This is a genomic window from Pseudomonas sp. IT-P12, assembly GCF_949767465.1.
In the GTDB taxonomy this organism is placed as follows: Bacteria; Pseudomonadota; Gammaproteobacteria; order Pseudomonadales; family Pseudomonadaceae; genus Aquipseudomonas.
The window spans coordinates 155,675-171,435 of sequence record NZ_CATKPY010000023.1; the positions used below are offsets into that span (position 1 = coordinate 155,675).

The window sequence follows — 15,761 nt, forward strand, 5'->3', positions numbered from 1 at the left end:
TTGTGGTTTTTTCTACCTGTGTACGAAAATTGAACAAATTGGTTTCAAGCCTGAAACAGCTGTAAATATTGGATCCATGATATTTCATCAACAGAGTTATCCACAGGCTGCGACGGCTTGATCGCGCTCCGCGAGCATCAGTAAATTACGCGGCGTGAGCGCTGTTTCGCAGAAGGTGCCGAGGCGAAGGGTGTAACCCTGCTCGGTGAGGAAAAGTGCTCGATCAAGCACCAGCCAAAGCTCCAGTGGGCGTCGGAAAAGTCCGCGAAGTAGCTCCAGATTGCGCACTTCTGCCAGCCGCCGCCATCCAGCCGCCTTGAGGGCTGGCCAGTCCTGCGTACCGATTGTGGATAACTCCTTGAGCGCGGCTAAATGATGGCAGTAGTCGGCAAAGGGTTTGTCCAGCCAGGCGCTGGGCAGCGACGGCGTGGGCAGGTACTCGTCAACGCCTCGCAGTTGCCGTTGCAACAGGTCAAATGCCAGGCGCCGGGCCATGGAGAGGTCGCGCTGGCGTCGCACGCGAGCGCCCGCGGTAACGGTTTCACTCATCGGCAGAGACAGGTCGTCGAGACTCAGCTGTAGCTTGGAGCGAGCCGCCACCGAGGAAACCGCCTGATAGTGCGTCAGATCGATCCGGTTGTAGCAGCATGGCGCGACGGCCAGTTGCTTGCAGCCTGCGGCGCTGGCGAGCTGGATCAGGCGCACGTGCAGGTCGCCACAGGCGTGCAGGGCCACGGGCGTGTGTGCGGCACTCAGTAATGACGCGGCATCGGGTGCCAGCACATCCTGCTCGACATGCTGCGCCGGCAAATGATGACGCAGGCTGAGCGCCTGGCCGGCCGCCACCAGCGCCGGGTCGTGTTCAAGGCAGGTGAGTTGCTGGTCGGTCTGCAGCAGCCGTCGTCCCAGGTGACCCTTGCCGGAACACCAGTCCAGCCAGTGCGTGGGCGATCTGGCGAACGACAAACGGCTGGCAAACGCTTCGATCTGTTGCCACTTGCGCCCCGGCACATCGACGTTCAACCGGTGCCCGGCGGCTTCCAGTGCATGCGCGGGCAATGGTCCGACCGCGCTCAATGCAACAGACCGCGCCGCCAATGAGGCAAACGGCTCCGGCGCGTCCAGCAGCGCCGGTTGGTTATGCGCGTTTTCCGCGTCGTCCAGCGAGCGGCTGCGTAGCCATGAAGCCAGCTCGGGGTAGGACGCTTCCCAGGGAAGGTGCAGATGAGTAAACGGACGAGGTTTCCACAGCGCCTGGTGTTCGATCAGGAATGCGTCCAGCGCCTGGAATCGGGCGAGCAGGGCCTCGCCCGTCAGCACACCGGCATCAACGCCCCTGGCAGGCATCGACGCGCAACCAGCGCTCCAGCAGCTTGAAGCCGCGCACCAGCACGTAAGCCATCAGCAGGTAGAACATGCCGGCGGCGAAGAAGATTTCCACCGGCAAATACGTCCGGGCGATGATGGTGCGGGCCATGCCGGTCAGCTCCAGCAGGGTCACGGTGCTGGCCAGGGCGCTGGCCTTGAGCATCAGGATCACTTCGTTGCTGTAGGCCGGCAGGCCGATGCGCGCGGCACGGGGCAGGATGATGTAGAACAGCGCTTTGTTCCGGGACATGCCCAGCGCCCGCGCGGCTTCGATCTCGCCCGGTGGAATGGCCTGGATTGCACCGCGCAGGATCTCGGCGATATAGGCGGCGGTGTGCAGGGTCATGGTGACCGTGGCGCACCAGAACGGATCGCGCAGGTACGGCCACAACACGCTGTTGCGGACCGCGTCGAACTGCGCCAGACCGTAGTAGACCAGGAACAGTTGAACCAGCAGCGGCGTGCCTCGGAAAAAGAAGATGTAGCCGTAGGGAAATGCCCGCACCCACCACAGGCGCGACGAGCGTGCGATGCCCAATGGAATCGCCAGCAGCAGACCGGCGATCACGGCGATGGCGACCAGTTCCAGGGTCAGCGTGGCGCCCTGGGCCAGTTTCGGCAGCCACTTGATGATGACTTCCCAGTTCATTGGGTGCTCCTGGCGAAGCCGCGAGCGGCGCGTTTTTCCATGAAGTACATGCCGGCCATGGCCAGAACGGTCAAGCCCAGGTACATGAACGCCGCCACCATATAGAAGGTGAACGGCTGCTTGGAGACGGTCACGCCGATCTGCGCGTGACGCATGATTTCTTCCAGGCCGATCACCGACACCAGCGCGGTGTCCTTCATCAGGATCATGAACAGGTTGCCCAGGCCGGGCAGGGCGATGCGCCACATCTGCGGCATGATCAACCGGGTGAAGATCCGCCACTTCGACAGGCCCAGGGCCACGCCGGCCTCACGATGGCCCTTGGGAATGGCGAGGATGGCGCCGCGGAACACTTCCGTGGCGTAGGCGCCGAAGCACAGCCCCAGCGCAATCACGCCGGCGGCGAAGGCGTTGAGTTCAAGGTCGGGCTTGCCGAAGAACTCGCCCAGGGCACGCATCAGGTTGACCGTGCCGAAGTAGATCAGCAGCACCCAGAGCAATTCCGGGATGCCGCGAACCAATGTCGAATAGGTGCCGCCAAGCCATTGCAGCGGCTTGTACGGGGAGGTCTTGGCCAGGGCGCCGAGCAAACCCAGCACCAGTCCCAGGCACAGGGCCGAGAGTGCCAGTTTCACAGTCATCAGCGCACCGGCGGCGAGCGCCGGGCCGAATCCGTAGAGGTCGATAATCATGGATTTCTTTTCAAATCGCGGCAGGCAAGGCCGGGGACCGGCGACGTCACAGGACGGCGCCGGTCCGGCACGTCAGGATCAGTAGATGCTGAACGGGAAGTACTTGTCGTTGATCTTCTTGTAGGTGCCGTCAGCAACGATTTCTTTCAGCGCAACGTTCAGCTTCTCGCGGATCGGGTCACCTTTGCGTACAGCGATACCGATCTTGTCGCTTTCTTCCACCGGGTCGCCCTTGAATTCGTACGACTTGCCGGCGTCGCTTTTCAGCCACTCGTAGTTGACGTACTTGTCGGCCAGGATCCCGTCCACGCGGCCAGCCGTCAGGTCGAGGTAGGCGTTTTCCTGAGTGTCGTAGAGTTTCACTTCGACGCCCGCCATGTTGTCTTCCATCCAGGTGCCAGCGAGGGTCGCACGTTGGGCGCCGATCACTTTACCCTTGAGGGCGTCCTTGTCGGTCTTGAAGTCAGCGTCTTTCTTGGCGATGAACTGCAGCTTGTTCGAGTAGTACGGGTCGGTGAAGTCCACCGCCTGCTTGCGCTCGTCGGTGATCGACATCGAGGAGATCAGGAAGTCGAACTTCTTGGCGTTCAGGGCCGGAATGATGCCGTCCCAGTCGGACGTGACCACGGTGCAATCGACTTTCATCTTGGCGCACAGGGCGTCGCCGATTTCCTTGTCGAAGCCGACGACGTTGCCGCTGGCATCCTTGTTGTTGAACGGCGGGTAAGCCGCTTCGATGCCCATCTTCAAGGTTTCGGCCATGGCGCCGGCGCTGAAGGCCAGGGTGACGGCGGCGGCCAGGAAGACCTTCTTGTAGTTCTGCATGCGGGTAGCTCCGTTAGCGGTTGCTGGACATGAATTGTTTGCAGCGCGCCGAAAGCGGGTTTTCGAACACCTGCTGTGGCGATCCTTGCTCTTCTACCAGGCCCTGGTGGAGGAACACCACTTCGCTGGACACCTGGCGGGCGAAGCCCATTTCGTGGGTGACCAGCAGCATGGTGCGGCCTTCTTCGGCCAGTGCGCGGATGACATTAAGTACTTCCTGGACCATTTCCGGGTCAAGGGCGGAGGTGGGTTCGTCGAACAGGATCACCTTGGGCTGCATCGCCAGCGTGCGGGCGATGGCGGCGCGTTGCTGCTGGCCACCGGAGAGTTGGGCCGGATAGGCGTGGCGCTTGTCGGCGATGCCGACCTTGGCCAGCAGGGCTTCGGCGACCTCGATGGCTTCGGCCTTGCTCTGGCCCAGTACGCGGCGCGGGGCTTCGATGATGTTGTCGAGCACGCTCATGTGCGGCCACAGATTAAAGTTTTGAAACACAAAACCAATCTCGCTGCGCAGACGGTTGATCTGTTTGGCGTCGGCGGCGACCAGTTCGCCATTTTTGGCGGCTTTGAGCTTGAGTTCTTCGCCGGCAACCAGGATCTGGCCCTGGTGCGGATTTTCCAGCAGGTTGATGCAGCGCAGGAACGTGGACTTGCCGGAGCCGGAGGAACCCAGGATCGAGATCACATCGCCGTCGCGGGCGGTCAGCGATATGCCCTTGAGCACCTCGAGCTGTCCGTAGCGTTTGTGCAAGTTGCGGATTTCAAGCGCGGGCGTGGCCTCAGCCATGTGCGTTCCTCATAGTGTGTTGCGCTCCTGCTGTTGGCGGGCCTTCCTGACGAGGCGGCCAACCTAGCATAGCGTCTGAATGCCAGCCAACAGCGCCACGGGCAGTAAACGTGCGGTCTGCGGCAGGTTGTCGCATCGGCACAGCAGACTGTCGCGCTGCTATCAACCGAACAGCCGTTTGAAGCCCGCACTCAAATGAAAAGCCAGATGAAAAGCGCGGCGGCGTTCGCAAAAGGGGCGCGATGTTGCCAGCTTTGGCGGGGTGTTGGAAGCGCTAACCGGCCAAACGTTATCGATCCGCACTTTTATTGTGCGTCCAGCCTTTTTTCAGTGTGTTTCTGGTGCGCAGATTCGTTCCCAAAGTGAGTCGCAGGGTAACGTTCTGGCAAAATGCCATTAATCTCAATGAGTTGCGATGACTGTCCGGTCGCGCTGGAGGCCCCGTGCTTGAAGACTGTGAAACATTTTGGCGCAATATTTGCGTGCAGAATCCGGAACGCCCTGTTGGTTTCTTTTTACGAGAAGGAAGACCAGGCCGGGCAGATGCACATCGCTTTCCTTTACAAAGGTAGTTTCAATGAGCAGTACCCCAAGCTCCAACGGCCTCGAACAGGGGCTCAAACCGCGTCATGTGACCATGCTGTCGATCGCCGGGGTTATCGGTGCCGGCCTGTTCGTCGGCTCCGGCCACGCCATCGCCGCCGCTGGCCCAGCCGTGCTGCTGGCCTATGCCGCCGCCGGCATGCTGGTTGTACTCGTCATGCGTATGCTCGGTGAAATGGCGGTTGCCTCGCCGGACACGGGTTCCTTTTCGACCTACGCCGATCGCGCGATCGGTCACTGGGCCGGCTTCACTATCGGCTGGCTCTACTGGTGGTTCTGGGTGCTGGTCATCCCGCTGGAGGCCAACGCCGCCGCAACCATCCTGCATGCCTGGTTCCCCGGTGTGGACATCTGGGCGTTCGCGCTGGTCATTACGCTGCTGCTGACAGTGACCAACCTGTTCAGCGTGAAAAACTACGGTGAGTTCGAATTCTGGTTCGCCCTGCTCAAGGTGGTGGCGATCATCGGTTTCATCATTCTCGGCGTGCTGGCGATCTTCGGCTTCCTGCCGGGCAGCCAGGTCAGCGGCGTGTCGCACCTGTTCGACACCCAGGGTTTCCTGCCTAACGGCATGGGTGCGGTGCTGGGCGCCATCCTGACCACCATGTTCTCCTTCATGGGCACCGAAATCGTGACCATCGCGGCTGCGGAATCGAAGAACCCTGGCAAGCAAATCTCCAAGGCCACCAACTCGGTGATCTGGCGGATCGGTCTGTTCTACCTCGTGTCGATCTTCATCGTGGTGGCGCTGGTGCCATGGAACGACCCGGTTCTGGCCAGCCTCGGTTCCTACCAGACCGTTCTTGAGCGCATGGGCATCCCTAACGCCAAGATGATCGTCGATATCGTCGTACTGGTTGCTGTGACCAGTTGCCTGAACTCGGCGCTCTACACCTCCTCGCGCATGCTCTTTTCCCTGGGCAAGCGCGGCGATGCACCGGCCGTGGCCACCCGCACCAACAACAGCGGCACGCCTTACTGGGCGGTGATGTTGTCCACCGGCGCAGCGTTCCTGGCGACCTTCGCCAACTATGTGGCCCCGGCCGCCGTGTTCGAATTCCTGCTGGCCAGCTCCGGCGCCATCGCGTTGCTGGTGTACCTGGTGATCGCGTTCTCGCAATTGCGCATGCGCAAACAGCGCGTGGCGCGTGGCGAGAAAATCGCCTTCAGTATGTGGCTGTTCCCGGGTCTGACCTACGCAGTGATCATCTTCATCATCGCGGCCCTGACCATCATGGGCTTCCAGGAAGCCCACCGCGTGGAAATCCTCGCGACCGGTCTGCTCAGCCTGATGGTAGTCGCCGCCGGCCTGCTGGTGGCTCGCCGTCGCAAGCTGCAGAAGAGCGGTGCAGTGGTGTTGAGCTGATCGTTACAGGTGATGCAGAACGGCCGCTGTCAGGGATGACAAGCGGCCGTTTTCATTCGGGGCGTTCGACTCACTCGCCCTTTTCTTCCTGCGCTTCCAGCGACTGGCGATAGACGTCCAGCGCATCGCCGAAATCGCTGATGAACTGCGGGTCGCTCAGGCTGGCCTGTGCAGCTTCACGGTCCATGCCGTCGGCCCACATCCGGTAGTCGATCAGCATGTCGGCGGCCAGGTGAGTGGCGGCCATGGCTTCGTTGTCGGCGTTTTCCAGGTCGAGCAGCTCAGGGTGATCGTTGATGATCCCCGAGAGATTGTTCAGCAGGGCCGAGAGCATGTCGCTGCGGCTGACGGCTTCGGCGTCGCGCATCTTGCTGAACATGGCCAGGATGTATTCCGGGATGGGTTCTGCCAGATGACCGAGGTCATCGTCCAGCGCGGCGGGTTTTCGGCCGACCATGCGGATTTGTTTCGCTTTGGCTTTGGCGCGTTTGGCGCGTTTCTGTTGCTTGTTCGGCGAGGCCATGGGAACTCAGTCTGCTTGCTGTTGAATTTGCATGGCTTCGGACGCAGCCACGTAATCGGCTTGGAAGGCCGGGGATTCGATCCACGCCAGGGCGCCGGCTTCGTCGGTCTCGGTCGACCATTGGCGATACTCGATCAGCGCGGCGATGATGAAGTCCGTGGCGGTTTCTTCGCCTTCCTGTTCCAGTACCAGAGCGAGCAACGGGTGTTCAAGAAAAACCTGGCACATGGCCTGCTGGCTGATTTTTGCAGCGTCGATCATTTCCTTGAACAGTTCGGTCAGGTCCACCGATTCAAAGTCGATGCGATCGTCGTTCGGGTCCAGCTCGACCGGCGCGGCAGCCCGCTGGGTGCGGTTCTGCTTGGCCTTGGCTTTGGCGCGGGTGGCGCGTTTTTGCTGCTTGTTGGCGGAAGCCATGATGTTGATCCGTGGTGCGTTAAAAGGACTCGCCGCGCGGTACCAGCCGCCCCGGTGTCTCAGGGGCCAGCTCGCCGTTTTGCAGCCAGGACAATGCGATGGGCCATAGTGTGGCTTGGTATGCGCTGCGAAAAAAGGCGAAATGTCCGACTTCTTCTTCGCCGATGTCTTCGGGGGCAATGCGCAGGTGGGTATTCGTGCCGCCGGTGAAGTAGCCGAGCAGGCGCTCGATGGCCGGAATCGTGCCGTAGGGGTCGTCGGTGATGCTGATGGCCAGCGTGGCGGCGCGCATCGCGGCGAAAGGCAGTGAGCCGGTACAGGCAAGGAGGGCGCGACCGCTGGGACGCTTTTCGTAGCGAGCGGTTGGCGTGCACCAGTCGCGAACCACGCCGACGGGCGTGTCCTCCAGCCAGCCGAGGCGTTTGCCGGGGAAGTAGCCGTAGATCATCGTGAGCAGCGGCATCACCAGGTGCCATTTGCCGAACATCCGCCAGCGGTGAGCGGGCGCATAGTCGCGCCAGTAGGCGAATTGAGCGCCCACGGTCACCAGGCGCCGAATAACCTGTCCGGAGGCCCCCAGGCCCGCTGCGCAGCCCCCGAAGCTGTGGCCGACAGCGTCGATGGGCTGGCCGGGGAAGTCTCGCTGGGCGCGCTTGAGCATCGCTTCGAAATCCAGAGCGCCCCAATCGGACCAGGATGCTCGCAACCCCTTCAGTGAACGGGGCCGCGATTCTCCGATGCCTCGGTAGTCGTAGGTGACGACGTCAAAGCCGTTGGCGAACAGATAATCGGCGAAGCGCGAATAATGTCGGCAGCGCACCGAGGTGGCCGCGTTGATGATCACGACCGGGCGTCGAGCATCATGGTCGGCGTGTCGCCAGGTGAAACCACCGAGGACGAAGCCGTCTGAGGCGGGCTCCTTGAAGGGCTCACCGGAGACGGCGTTGGCCAGTGGCAACTCGACTTGAGTGGGGGCCTGTGGCATGTCCTGCGAGTTCATCACATGCGGACCTCTGCGGGGAGCTGCCAACGATAGCCCTCGGACGGCGGGTGGACAATCCATGCGGGGTTAAAACGGTCTCTGATCGATCAGGCGCTGTCGGCCGCTTGCTCTCGCTCCAGTTCTGCGCGCAGTTCCTCTTCGCTGTCATGTACCAGCGGCGTGCGTGTTCGTTGTCGACCCATAGCAGGCGGCGATAGTGGGTCCAGCCCAATTCGTGACGCAGTGCGTCACGAATTGGGAAGGCTTGGTAGAACAACCGCATGTCACGCAGATTGGAGTTGTCGAAGCCTTTCCCGAACTCCGCCGCCAGGCTTTTCGGTTTGTACTGCGGGATCGCTCCGGCGGCCAGTGACGCTTGAGCAATACAGGCTGTAGTCCAAATCGCAGTGAGCCCAAGTACTCATCAGTCTGGAACTTGCCCATCGCCCTGGAAATCCAACAAGGGTCACGAATGGGTTCGAAAGAACCCGGGAGTCGCCCCCATGAAACGTTTCCATCTCCTGCTTTTACCCATCGCCGCTGTCGGTCTGTTGATGTTCCCGATTGTGCTTGAGGCCGCGAGCCTGGAGCCTGTGGACAATGCCGGTGTACAGATTCAGCGGCAGGAACAAAACGGCGTGTCTTATCTGTCCGGCGGTATCGGCGAAGATGAGGCCAAGTCGATCCAGCAAGCGACGGGCTATAACCTGCACATGACCTTTTCCATCGGGCCGGAAGGCAAATACGTACCCGACGTCGATGTGATCGTGCAAAAGCCCCAGGGACAGCCCGTGTTGACGCTGAGCCAGGCGGGCCCCCTGGTCTACGTCCAGCTTCCGCCCGGTCGATACACGGTTGTCGCGACACGCAACGGCGAGGCGCGACATGACACGGCGGAGGTCGGCAGCGGCTCGCCTCGACAGCTGGTTTTTAACTGGAAGGGCGAGGAGTAGTTGCCGACGTGCTGCACCCGATAATCCTTAAAACGCAAATGAATGGATTATCGCGATGCGCAATGGGTTGTTTTCCATACTCAGTAGCTTGAGGGCCAAGGCGCAGCAAACCACGATCAACATGGGTTTGATCAAACGTGGGCCGACGCGGACTGCGGCTCGTGCTCCGAGTTGAGCGCCAATGAAGGCTGCCAAAGCCATTGCCAGTGCGATTGGCCAGATAATCACGCCTTTGGTGATGAAAATCGAAAGGGACCCGAGATTGCACGAGGCGTTGGCGAGTTTGGTGAAACTCATCGCTCGCATCATGCCCAGACCGCAGAGAAGTACGAGTCCGACGATAAAGAACGAGCCTACCCCGGGGCCGAATACGCCATCGTAAAACCCGAGAATCGGCGTCACGGTAAATGAAAAAAGCAGAATGCTTATTCGCTTGCGTCGATCTTCATTGGCCAGTTTGGGGGCGAGCGCAAAATAGATGGCTACCAAAATCAGCATGAAGGGCACGCACACTTCCAGGTAGCTCTTGTCGATGTAACTGACCAGTAAGGCCCCGCTGGCGCCGCCAATAAACCCGCAGATAATCAGGAAACGACCCTCGCGCCACTCGATCATTCCTTTGCGAGCAAAGGTTGCGGTTGCCGAGACAGTCGCCGAAGCGGCCTGAAATTTGTTTGTCGCGATGGCACTGATGGGGTCCAGGCCTGCCAGAACCAATGCAGGTAGTGTGATAAGTCCGCCGCCACCGGCAATAGCATCAAAAAATCCGGCGCAAAAGGCGACGAGCGCCAACATGCCAATTACATCCCAAGCCATTCCATTCCCTCTTCGCAGTCATTGATCGCATGATCGGTTGGTCACAGTTCCGCTGCTCAACCATCAGCCCTTCAGCACTAACGGGTCTTCTGAAATAACGATGGGGGAAGAAAATTTCGAAAGGCCAAAAATTCGAACCAGGACACGTCTGTTGTCTTTGATGACGTCGCGACAGTGCAGAGCGCGGCAGTTATTAATGGTCATGGCAGATTCCTGGGTCAGTGCGTATTCAGCGTGAGTCGCTTCGCCGATACCTTGGCAAAGTGCGTTGTAGGCCGTTTTGACAAAGGTCGAAGCGTTGGCATTGACGGAAAAGCGATACGCGTTGAAACGGACTGTGAACCCAACCTTTTCATTGAACTCCAGAATTGAAACGTTCCGGCCATCTTCACCTTTGCCGCGTACAAAGGAGTCGCTGCGGGTGAACTGGAAGTGGCTCGTGGAGAGTGCGAGGCAATTGATAGCGCCAATTTTCTCGAGTATGGGTGGCAATGGAATGACTCGGGTCGGTTCCTGCCCCGGATTCCACAAAGCGGTAAGTATGAGAGATGAGGGAGAGGGTGAGTGGCCGTCCTCTGCATCCATTGCACACCAGTAAGGCGCCTCGGTATGTGGACCGAGCGCCAGGCCGGAGTGGGAGCTCAGTTCTTTGAGAACCGGCTCGTCAGGGATTCTGATCAGTCCGCCGCCTTTGAAGTTGGCCACCAGTCGGATCAGTTTCCCTTCGTTGTCCATGTCGTAGGCGAAGGCGCTGTTATCCACCAGTTCCAGCAAGATCTGATTGCGGGCCGCCAAGCATAAGACGTCATGGCGATTTTCCAGGGATTCAAGATCCGGTAGCTCAGTTGGGGGGCTGACATTGCTGATTCTTTGCAGGCCCTCGAAGATCAGCACTGAGACAAGGCCATTCGAGTAGGCTTGCAGCAGTTCGCATTGTTGTTTCGAACAAGAGTGCTTTAACGCTGCGGCAGCGAGGGAGGCTTTTGACTTGGCTCCTGAGCTCTGCGGCCCACCGACGGCAGCCAGTTCTTCGGAAAATTGGTGCAGTAGCTTTGATTGCCAGACTTCAAAACTGAACGTTCTGATTTCGTGCTCAATAACAAACTCAGTGGTCTCAGCATCTGGTTTCATCGCGTCAGTCATTGCCTGGGTCTCAGTTGTGCATCTGCTCCCGATCATGTGGCAGATCCTTGCTGATTCTGCTCAACCCGATAATGAGCGTATGTCGTCCATTTCCGTGAAAGCACACGGAGTGCTCCGACAGTCCTGAGAGATTCTTGAGAGCGACCGACCACCCCTGCCTGAAACATTCAGGCACCCGGTCATGAAAAGCCTTGCAGGCGTTTGCTGGCAAAGCGAAAAGTTGGCGGATTGATGTTGTGTCATGTGCTCCAAGGGAGGCTTGCACCGCGCTTCATCAAATCCCAGGCATAAAAAAACCCTGAATCTTGCGATTCAGGGTTTTCGGTATTTGGTGCCCAGAGACGGAATCGAACCGCCGACACGGGGATTTTCAATCCCCTGCTCTACCGACTGAGCTATCTGGGCAACGGGGCGCATTAAACGGGTTTTTCAGGGGGTCGTCAAGCAAGTTTTCAAAAAATATTTAATTATTACCGTCGCTTACGTTCCGGCCCCCGATGCAACGGGATTATTCCGCCGGCGGAACGTAGCCTTCTGCCTTGGCGTAATCCTCGCCCGAGAAGTACTTGTCCATTTCGCCCTGCAGGTATTTGCGGTCTTCGGCGTTCATCATGTTCAGGCGCTTTTCGTTGATCAGCAGCGTCTGGTGTTTCTGCCAGTCGGCCCAGGCCTTGGCCGAGACGTGGTCGAAAATGTCCTGGCCTTTGGCGCCGGGAAACGGGGCGCGCTCCAGGGCGGGCAGTTCTTCTTTGTATTTGCGGCACATGATGGTGCGGGTCATCGGGACTCTCCTGCGTTCAATACGGCGGCCGCGCGTTCGAGCAAGGTTTTGACCGGGGCGGCAAGGCCCAGGCGCGGCGGGGTGGCGAGGTTATACCAGAGCCAGTCGGCCTCGGCCACGTGATGGCCGGCTTCCTGGACCTGAACCAGCCAGGGTTCGATGGATAACTGGAAATGGCTGAAGGTGTGCACCAGGTTCGGCAGTGCCTGTTGCGTGCCCAGTTCGAGCGAGTGCTGCGCGGCGAGGTGCGGCAGGTCGTCGAGGTCGTCGAGTTCCGGCAGGCTCCAGAGCCCGCCCCACAGCCCCGTGGAGGGGCGGCGGTAAAGCAGGATCGCGCCTTCGTCGTTGGCGAGCATCGGCATCAGCGTGCGTTTCTGTGGCACGGCCTTGCGCGGCTTGGGGATGGGGTAGCGGGTTTCCAGGCCGAGCATGTGCGCTTCGCAGCCCTTTTCCAGAGGGCACAGCAGGCAGCTCGGTTTGCTGCGGGTGCAGAGCGTGGCGCCCAGGTCCATCATCGCCTGGGTGTAGGCGTTGACCCGGTCATGGGGCGTGAAGCGTTCCGCGTTGGCCCAGAGCTGTTTGGCGACCTTCGGCTCGCCTGGGTAGCCTTCCTGCGCGGTGAAGCGCGCCAGCACGCGCTTGACGTTACCGTCGAGGATCGGCGCACGCAGCCCCATGCTGATGCTGGCAATGGCGCCGGCGGTCGACAGGCCGATCCCCGGCAGCTCGACGAGCTTTTCCACGTCCCGGGGGAATTCGCCGCCATACTCGGCGACGACGATCTTCGCGGTCTTCTGCAAATTGCGCGCGCGGGTGTAGTAGCCCAGGCCGGTCCACAGGTGCAGCACTTCGTCTTCAGGAGCCGCCGCCAAGTCCTGAACCGTCGGCAGCGAGGCCATGAACCGGTCGAAGTAATTGAGCACCGTGCTCACCTGGGTCTGCTGCAGCATGATTTCCGAGACCCACACCCGGTACGGGGTGATGCCCTGTTGCCAGGGAAGGTCGTGACGGCCATGGCGGTCGTACCAGTCCAGCACCGCCGTTGAAAACTGCTCGGCCCTCATCGCTTGAACAGCCCCTTCAGTGCATTTTTCAGTTCCGGGCTGACCTTGTCGCCGAGCTTCTCGTCGATTTTTTCGCTGATTTTGTCCCCGGCCAGTTTGCTTGCGACCTGGCCCATGCGTTCGTTATCGAGACGACAGGCCTTGGCGCCCAGCTCCAGCGGACCACGGCAGCGCAGCGGCCATTCGATGCCGACGAACTTGTCGCCGACCTGGCAGGCCGGGTCCGGCATGGCGCTGGTATCGCCTTCGACGATGATGCCGACGCGGTAGTCCATGCCCAGCACGCGCAAGTCGATGTCGCCATCGCCGTTGACGGTCATCCCCGGGATACGCACCTTGAGGTCCGGGTTGCTGGCCACGCCATTGCGCAAGGTCAGGTTGCCCCGGAGTTCCTGGAACGGGGTGTCCTTGCCGCGTGGCTCGCCGCTGAGGGTTTTGCGATTGAGGGTGGCGATGCCCTTGCACAGTTGCTGTTCGAGGTTGGCATTGAGCAGCACGCCATTGTTGATGACGAAACTGGCATTGCCGTTGAGGGTGTCGATCAGCGCTTTCTGGCTGTTGCCATTGCCGGTCAGCGTGCTGCTGAGCGTGACCAGGCCCTTGACCGGCGGCTTTTTGCCCTGGCTTTCGAGGATCTTTTCCGCCGGCACTTTGCTGATGTTGGTCTGCAGGTTCAGGGCCGGCACGTCCTGGCGCACGTCGAGGGTGGCCTTGGTCTCGAAGTTGCCGTCGTACAGGTCGCCGCGCAGGTTTTCCAGGGTCAGCAGGCCCTGTTTGCCATTGGCTTTGAGCACGGCGTTCTGGATCGGCAGTTTTTCCAGGGTCAGTTGGCCAAATGTCAGGTCTGCCTCGACATCGAGTTTGCGCAAGCGCTCCACCGGCAACAGGCGTTCGGTGCTCCAGGCGCCTTTGGTCGGTTTGTCCGGCAGCGGCGTGCTGCCACTGCCGGCCATGGCGTCGGCTTCGGTGCTGGCCACTTCGGCCTGGCGCACTTGCGTTGCGCTGTTGGCTTCGGCGGATTTGGGCGGCAGGTAGCGGTCGACGTTGAACGTATCGGCCTTGAGCACCGCGCGCAGCGATTGCCGGGCGAAATCCTCGACAGCGATCCGGCCGCTGAAGCTGCTGTCATCGATTTTCAGGTTGATGTTGTCCAGCGACAGGCTGGTGGGCGTGGCGGCCACGCGGCTGACCAGTTCTACCTTGCTCAGGCTGCCCTCGGCCATGGCCGGGAGTTGCTGGCCGATGCTGTCGATGAACTTCGCCAGATCCAGTTGTGCAATGGAAATGCCGCCGTTGATTTGTGGCGTCTTGTCCAGGTCGTTGACCTTCAGTTCGCCCAGGGCGCGCAACTGATTGGCAGAAATCTTGATGCCGGTCCATTCGGCGACGTTCGCCGCTTTATCCAGCAACAACTGCCCTTGGGCGGCAAAGGTCACGGTCTTGCCCTGCAGCGGATCGCCGGCCACTTCCCCGGACAGCTTCATGTCTTCGAATTTGTAGCGCTGCAGGGCCCGTTCGAAGCGCAGTTCGCCGTTGAGTTCGGTGCGCACCCGCAGGACTGGCTGATTGCTGCCCAGGAAGGCAGTGAGCTTGACCGGGATATTGGTGGAGTCATGGACCGGGCCGGTGCTCAGCTGGATGCTTTCGGCGCTGAATTGCTTGCCGGTTTGTTCGTCGTTGTATTCAACGCGGGCGTTGTTGACGGTCAGGCTGTCGATGTCCAGGCGAACCGGTTGCGCCGGTTTTTCCGCCTGTGCGGTGGTTTGTGGGGCCGGTGCGGGCTCGCCCGGGGTGGCGGGCGTGGCTGGATTGGCGGTGGCGGGAACCTTGCCGATGTCCTCCCAGTTGCCATGGCCGTCCTTGTCGCGGCTCAGGCGCAGGTTCAGGCCTTCGACACGCACGTCGCTCATCTGGACTTCGCGGCGCAGCAACGGCAATACACGCACCGACAGGCCGAGCATCTGCAAGTCGGCGAAGGGCTCGTTGGGCTTGGCCAGGGTCGCGACACTGGCTTCGTGCAATTCCAGGCCCAGCCACGGGAACAGGCTCCAGCCGATGTCGCCATTGAGCGTCAGCTCGATGTGGGCCTTGTTGCGGGCAATTTGGCGAATTTCGTCTTTGTAGTCGTTGGGATCGAAGAGGTGGGTCAGGGCGAAGCCCAGCGCCACAATGATCAGCAACAGCCCGAGAAGCACCAGACCCAGGATTTTGCCGAACGCTTTCATGGGCGAGTCCTTGTAGTTAGTCGAATTCGAATTTAGCCGGGGAGTATAGCGCTCAGAAGTGGACGATCGGTCATCGATCAGTCCGGCGACACATCCAGCGGCACTTTCAGTTTGGCTGCCAGTGCCTGGGCTTCAAGGTGCCCGGCCGGGGCCAGCAGTCGTAATGTCGCACCCGATTGCGACGCCATTTTCCGTGCTTCGTTCACCATTCGCTCGGCGACCCCACGGCGGCGGGTGATTTTTCGTACACACAGATGAGAGAGATGCCAGACGTCCTGGCGCCTGTGCAGGCGTGCCGCGCCCAAGAGCCGGTCATTGAAGCGGCCACCGATCAGGGCACCGTCCTGCAGGCCGCTCTCGATCAGTTGCGCGTCGTCATCGAATGGCGCAAACAGCCACGGCGGCGCGTCGCGATAGATCTTCTGCAGATCCTGCTGATCCTGGCAGGTGAATTCGTTCAGCGGCTCGACAACGATCGGCATGGCGGTTCCTTCACAGGGGGCGAAAGCAGGTGACTTTGCAAAAGTGATATCAGATTGCTTTTTCTGTCACGCGCAAATGGTAACC

At 60.4% G+C, this 15,761-nt stretch carries 16 protein-coding genes, 1 tRNA gene and 1 pseudogene; 2 read left to right on the forward strand and 16 right to left on the reverse strand.

Translation table 11 applies throughout. From position 1 onward, the window contains the following. Positions 1-96: 96 nt before the first annotated feature. The 5 genes from ACM6IM_RS18975 to ACM6IM_RS18995 form a co-directional block, all read right to left on the reverse strand. Positions 97-1,347 carry a methyltransferase gene (locus tag ACM6IM_RS18975; protein ID WP_414866002.1) on the reverse strand — a complete coding sequence of 417 codons (1,251 nt, stop codon included), beginning with the start codon at positions 1,345-1,347 and terminating at the stop codon, positions 97-99. After that, entirely contained in the window at positions 1,328-2,017 is a 690-nt protein-coding gene (locus ACM6IM_RS18980) for an ABC transporter permease (protein WP_192307510.1), read from the reverse strand. Before ACM6IM_RS18980 ends, ACM6IM_RS18975 begins: the two co-directional genes overlap by 20 nt. Further along, a complete protein-coding gene (locus ACM6IM_RS18985) occupies positions 2,014-2,709 on the reverse strand; it encodes an ABC transporter permease (protein ID WP_201193943.1) in 696 nt (231 codons plus the stop codon). Before ACM6IM_RS18985 ends, ACM6IM_RS18980 begins: the two co-directional genes overlap by 4 nt. Before the next feature lie 78 nt (positions 2,710-2,787). Further along, on the reverse strand, positions 2,788-3,534 hold the full coding sequence (locus ACM6IM_RS18990; protein ID WP_414866003.1) for an ABC transporter substrate-binding protein: 747 nt from the start codon (positions 3,532-3,534) through the stop codon (positions 2,788-2,790). A 13-nt stretch (positions 3,535-3,547) separates the two neighbouring features. Further along, complete coding sequence (locus tag ACM6IM_RS18995) at positions 3,548-4,321, reverse strand: ABC transporter ATP-binding protein (RefSeq protein WP_192307513.1); 774 nt, start codon at positions 4,319-4,321, stop codon at positions 3,548-3,550. 577 nt (positions 4,322-4,898) lie between these two features. Between ACM6IM_RS18995 and gabP the strand changes: the two genes are divergently transcribed. Then, a complete protein-coding gene (gene gabP, locus ACM6IM_RS19000) occupies positions 4,899-6,290 on the forward strand; it encodes a GABA permease (protein WP_414866004.1) in 1,392 nt (463 codons plus the stop codon). Positions 6,291-6,360: 70 nt separating this feature from the next. On the opposite strand, the gene ACM6IM_RS19005 is transcribed toward gabP, so the two are convergent. The 4 genes and pseudogenes from ACM6IM_RS19005 to ACM6IM_RS19020 all read right to left on the reverse strand — a co-directional run. After that, the gene (locus tag ACM6IM_RS19005; RefSeq protein WP_414866005.1) at positions 6,361-6,813 is read right to left on the reverse strand and encodes a hypothetical protein; all 453 of its coding nucleotides are present in this window, start codon (positions 6,811-6,813) and stop codon (positions 6,361-6,363) included. Positions 6,814-6,819: 6 nt separating this feature from the next. Beyond that, positions 6,820-7,230 (reverse strand): hypothetical protein, encoded by a 411-nt coding sequence (locus ACM6IM_RS19010; protein ID WP_201193936.1) that lies wholly within the window; start codon positions 7,228-7,230, stop codon positions 6,820-6,822. A 19-nt stretch (positions 7,231-7,249) separates the two neighbouring features. Further along, on the reverse strand, positions 7,250-8,230 hold the full coding sequence (locus ACM6IM_RS19015) for an alpha/beta fold hydrolase (RefSeq protein WP_414866006.1): 981 nt from the start codon (positions 8,228-8,230) through the stop codon (positions 7,250-7,252). A gap of 115 nt (positions 8,231-8,345) precedes the next feature. Next, positions 8,346-8,549 (reverse strand): annotated as a pseudogene (locus ACM6IM_RS19020) (DUF1016 N-terminal domain-containing protein); the annotation flags it as partial. A 166-nt stretch (positions 8,550-8,715) separates the two neighbouring features. Here ACM6IM_RS19020 and ACM6IM_RS19025 point away from each other — a divergent pair. Further along, the gene (locus ACM6IM_RS19025; RefSeq protein WP_414866007.1) at positions 8,716-9,165 is read left to right on the forward strand and encodes a carboxypeptidase regulatory-like domain-containing protein; all 450 of its coding nucleotides are present in this window, start codon (positions 8,716-8,718) and stop codon (positions 9,163-9,165) included. Between the two features lie 27 nt (positions 9,166-9,192). On the opposite strand, the gene ACM6IM_RS19030 is transcribed toward ACM6IM_RS19025, so the two are convergent. The 7 genes from ACM6IM_RS19030 to ACM6IM_RS19060 form a co-directional block, all read right to left on the reverse strand. Continuing rightward, on the reverse strand, positions 9,193-9,981 hold the full coding sequence (locus ACM6IM_RS19030) for a TSUP family transporter (protein WP_414866008.1): 789 nt from the start codon (positions 9,979-9,981) through the stop codon (positions 9,193-9,195). Positions 9,982-10,044: 63 nt separating this feature from the next. After that, the gene (locus ACM6IM_RS19035) at positions 10,045-11,124 is read right to left on the reverse strand and encodes a hypothetical protein (RefSeq protein WP_414866009.1); all 1,080 of its coding nucleotides are present in this window, start codon (positions 11,122-11,124) and stop codon (positions 10,045-10,047) included. 329 nt (positions 11,125-11,453) lie between these two features. Beyond that, positions 11,454-11,529, reverse strand: a tRNA-Phe gene (locus tag ACM6IM_RS19040). A 103-nt stretch (positions 11,530-11,632) separates the two neighbouring features. After that, a complete protein-coding gene (locus tag ACM6IM_RS19045) occupies positions 11,633-11,905 on the reverse strand; it encodes an oxidative damage protection protein (RefSeq protein ID WP_003220737.1) in 273 nt (90 codons plus the stop codon). Then, positions 11,902-12,969: an A/G-specific adenine glycosylase gene (gene mutY / locus ACM6IM_RS19050; RefSeq protein WP_414866010.1), complete on the reverse strand. Its 1,068-nt coding sequence runs from the start codon at positions 12,967-12,969 to the stop codon at positions 11,902-11,904. Before mutY ends, ACM6IM_RS19045 begins: the two co-directional genes overlap by 4 nt. Further along, positions 12,966-15,194: an AsmA family protein gene (locus ACM6IM_RS19055; protein ID WP_414866011.1), complete on the reverse strand. Its 2,229-nt coding sequence runs from the start codon at positions 15,192-15,194 to the stop codon at positions 12,966-12,968. The genes mutY and ACM6IM_RS19055 overlap by 4 nt, the downstream gene beginning before the upstream one ends. Before the next feature lie 77 nt (positions 15,195-15,271). Then, positions 15,272-15,676: an acetyl-CoA sensor PanZ family protein gene (locus tag ACM6IM_RS19060; RefSeq protein WP_414866012.1), complete on the reverse strand. Its 405-nt coding sequence runs from the start codon at positions 15,674-15,676 to the stop codon at positions 15,272-15,274. Positions 15,677-15,761 lie beyond the last annotated feature (85 nt).

What these genes read in the sequence shown, in the direction of transcription:
- ACM6IM_RS19005 (WP_414866005.1), bottom strand. Translation starts at nt 6,813, where the DNA reads ATGGCCTCGCCGAACAAGCAACAGAAACGCGCCAAACGCGCCAAAGCC.
- ACM6IM_RS18990 (WP_414866003.1), bottom strand. Translation starts at nt 3,534, where the DNA reads ATGCAGAACTACAAGAAGGTCTTCCTGGCCGCCGCCGTCACCCTGGCC.
- ACM6IM_RS18995 (WP_192307513.1), bottom strand. Translation starts at nt 4,321, where the DNA reads ATGGCTGAGGCCACGCCCGCGCTTGAAATCCGCAACTTGCACAAACGC.
- ACM6IM_RS19055 (WP_414866011.1), bottom strand. Translation starts at nt 15,194, where the DNA reads ATGAAAGCGTTCGGCAAAATCCTGGGTCTGGTGCTTCTCGGGCTGTTG.
- gabP (WP_414866004.1), top strand. Translation starts at nt 4,899, where the DNA reads ATGAGCAGTACCCCAAGCTCCAACGGCCTCGAACAGGGGCTCAAACCG.
- ACM6IM_RS19030 (WP_414866008.1), bottom strand. Translation starts at nt 9,981, where the DNA reads ATGGCTTGGGATGTAATTGGCATGTTGGCGCTCGTCGCCTTTTGCGCC.
- ACM6IM_RS19015 (WP_414866006.1), bottom strand. Translation starts at nt 8,230, where the DNA reads ATGAACTCGCAGGACATGCCACAGGCCCCCACTCAAGTCGAGTTGCCA.
- ACM6IM_RS19060 (WP_414866012.1), bottom strand. Translation starts at nt 15,676, where the DNA reads ATGCCGATCGTTGTCGAGCCGCTGAACGAATTCACCTGCCAGGATCAG.
- ACM6IM_RS19045 (WP_003220737.1), bottom strand. Translation starts at nt 11,905, where the DNA reads ATGACCCGCACCATCATGTGCCGCAAATACAAAGAAGAACTGCCCGCC.
- ACM6IM_RS19025 (WP_414866007.1), top strand. Translation starts at nt 8,716, where the DNA reads ATGAAACGTTTCCATCTCCTGCTTTTACCCATCGCCGCTGTCGGTCTG.
- ACM6IM_RS18985 (WP_201193943.1), bottom strand. Translation starts at nt 2,709, where the DNA reads ATGATTATCGACCTCTACGGATTCGGCCCGGCGCTCGCCGCCGGTGCG.
- ACM6IM_RS19010 (WP_201193936.1), bottom strand. Translation starts at nt 7,230, where the DNA reads ATGGCTTCCGCCAACAAGCAGCAAAAACGCGCCACCCGCGCCAAAGCC.
- ACM6IM_RS19035 (WP_414866009.1), bottom strand. Translation starts at nt 11,124, where the DNA reads ATGACTGACGCGATGAAACCAGATGCTGAGACCACTGAGTTTGTTATT.
- ACM6IM_RS18975 (WP_414866002.1), bottom strand. Translation starts at nt 1,347, where the DNA reads ATGCCTGCCAGGGGCGTTGATGCCGGTGTGCTGACGGGCGAGGCCCTG.
- ACM6IM_RS18980 (WP_192307510.1), bottom strand. Translation starts at nt 2,017, where the DNA reads ATGAACTGGGAAGTCATCATCAAGTGGCTGCCGAAACTGGCCCAGGGC.
- mutY (WP_414866010.1), bottom strand. Translation starts at nt 12,969, where the DNA reads ATGAGGGCCGAGCAGTTTTCAACGGCGGTGCTGGACTGGTACGACCGC.